This is a genomic window from Streptomyces sp. NH27 (genome assembly GCF_056859195.1).
The window spans coordinates 1-2,442 of record NZ_JACEGK010000777.1 but is presented as its reverse complement, the minus strand read 5'-3'; the positions used below and the strand labels follow the sequence as shown (position 1 = coordinate 2,442).

Here is a 2,442-nt window from a genome sequence, read left to right as displayed (position 1 = left end):
CCGCAGCAGCGCGCCTTCGCCGGCCCCCGCACCCGGCCCGCACCCGGCAGCCACGGGCACGACCCCCACCACCGGCTCCCGCTGCACGGGCCGGCCCTGGAACGCGCCCTGGGCACCGCCTACCCCCCCCGCCTGACCGGGCGCGTGCTGCGCCCGCTCGGCCTGGCCGAACCCACCTTCGGCCGCGCCCCCGAGGGCAGCACCGCAGCCGTCACCGCCGCGACCGGCCACCGCCCCGACGGCCGTACCCCGTTGCCGCCCACCGACATGGCCGCATTCACCCCGGCCGGCGCGATCCGCGCCACCCCCGGCGACCTGCTGCGCTACGCCGAAGCCCTCCTCTCCCCCGACGAGGCCGGCATCGCCGACGTGCCCGCGCCCCTGCGCGCCGCCCTGCGCGACGTCCAAGTCCCGCAGCTCCGGCGCGGTTCGGGCCGCCGCCACACCCACACCCTCACCTGGTACCTCCACCCGGCCCCCGGCGGCCCAATCCTCTTCCACGCCGGCGCCACCTTCGGCCACCAGTCCTTCCTCGGCTTCCACCCGGCCACCGCCACCGCAGTCATCGGCACCGCGACCCGCCACGACCGCACCTGCGCCCTGATCAACACCTGCTACACCCTCCTCCACACGCTGACCACGTCCACCCCGGGCGGCCCTGGCCGTGTGGGTGCCGAGGACTCGGGAGGTGGGCCGCCGCGCCATGCCATAGAGTCCGAATAAAAGGGATGAATACGACATAGCGCCCGGCTTCATACGTGCAGGGGTGCGGAGGGTCCGGCGATGAAGGAGAGCGAAGCGGCGAGGGTGAAGGGTGACCGCGGGGCGGACAGTACCGGGTCCCGGTCGGGGACCGAAAGCGCCGGGATCGTCACCGCGAGCGGAAGGCACATGCCCTCCCCCGAGGAACGGGCCCGGTCGGGCAAGGCGGCGCGAGCGCACTCACCGCGCTCCGCACACGCGGAGTTCACCCCGCCCCGGGATCGCACCGACCCGGTGGACACCGTCGAACGGCAGTCGGCGACCCGGCTGCCGGAGCTGGTTCCGCTCCGCTACGGCCGGATGCTCGAGTCGCCGTTCCGCTTCTACCGCGGCGCCGCCGCCATCATGGCCGAGGACCTCTCCCGTACCCCCGTGTCCGGATTCCGCACCCAACTGTGCGGCGACGCCCACCTGATGAACTTCCGGCTGCTCGCCTCCGCCGAGCGCAACCTGCTCTTCGACCTCAACGATTTCGACGAGACGCTGCCGGGCCCGTGGGAGTGGGATGTGAAACGGCTGGCCGCCAGCATGGTGATCGCCGCACGGGAGAACGGCTTCGGCGACGCGGAGCGGCGCGCGATCGTGCGCACCACCGTCAGGTCGTACCGAGAGCAGATGCGGCGCTTCGCCGGGATGCGCGACCTCGACGTCTGGTACGCCCGGGCCGACGCCGACATGCTCCGGGCGCTGGCCGCGGGCCGGTTGCGGGCGCGCGGGCGCAGGAAGCTCTCCGCGGAAATCGCCAAGGCGCGCGGCCGCGACAGCCTGCAGGCCGCCCGCAAGCTCACCGAGGTCGTCGGCGGCAGGCAGCGGATCATCTCCGACCCGCCCATGCTCTCGCGCCTCGACGACCTGATGCCCGGCGCGGACGGCGAGCGGGTCGAGGAGTTGCTGCGTGGACTCCTGACCGGCTACCAGCAGTCCCTGGAGCCCGATCGGCAGCACCTGCTGGAGCAGTTCGGGGTGGTGGACATGGCGCGCAAGGTGGTCGGCGTCGGCAGTGTCGGCACCCGCTGCTGGATCATGCTCCTGCTCGGCCGCGACAGCGGCGACCCTTTGTTCCTCCAGGCCAAGGAGGCGTCCGTGTCCGTGCTCGCGCCCTACGCGGGCGCGAGCCGGTACGGCATCCAGGGCAAACGGGTCGTGGCCGGCCAGCGGCTCATGCAGTCGGCGGGCGACATCTTCCTCGGCTGGGAGCGGGCACAGGGTATGGACGGGGTCCAACGCGACTTCTATGTGCGCCAGTTGCGCGACTGGAAGGGCGTCGTCGACCCCTCCCAGATGGTGCCCCGCGGCATGCGCGCCTTCGGAGAGCTGTGCGGGGCCACTCTTGCCCGCGCCCATGCCCGGTCCGGCGACCGGATCGCGATCTCCGCGTATCTCGGGCGCGGTGACGTCTTCGACCGTGCGATCTCCACGTTCGCGGAAGCGTACGCCGACCAGAACGAACGGGACCACGCCGCGCTGGCGAAAGCCGCCAGGTCCGGCCGGGTCAAAGCCGCGCAGGAGTAGCAGGAGTAGCAGGAAGTAGGGGGAGCTCGCCGGTCCGGTACCCGGTGTGCCCGGCTCAGGACGTTGGAGGGACCTGCCGGAGACGCGAAGTGCCCGCTCCGGGGCGGGCCGCGGTCGGTGGGACCCGGATACCGGTCGGTCGGCCGGGTAGCACGGGTACCCCTGGGG

At 73.1% G+C, this 2,442-nt stretch carries 2 protein-coding genes; both read left to right on the top strand.

Features of this window, described 5'->3' with window-relative positions; translation table 11 throughout:
- A partial coding sequence (locus AC13HU_RS35675) for a serine hydrolase (protein ID WP_483046150.1) occupies positions 1-723 on the top strand: 723 nt, incomplete at its 5' end.
- Between the two features lie 168 nt (positions 724-891).
- Complete coding sequence (locus AC13HU_RS35670; protein ID WP_483046149.1) at positions 892-2,274, top strand: DUF2252 domain-containing protein; 1,383 nt, start codon at positions 892-894, stop codon at positions 2,272-2,274.
- Positions 2,275-2,442 lie beyond the last annotated feature (168 nt).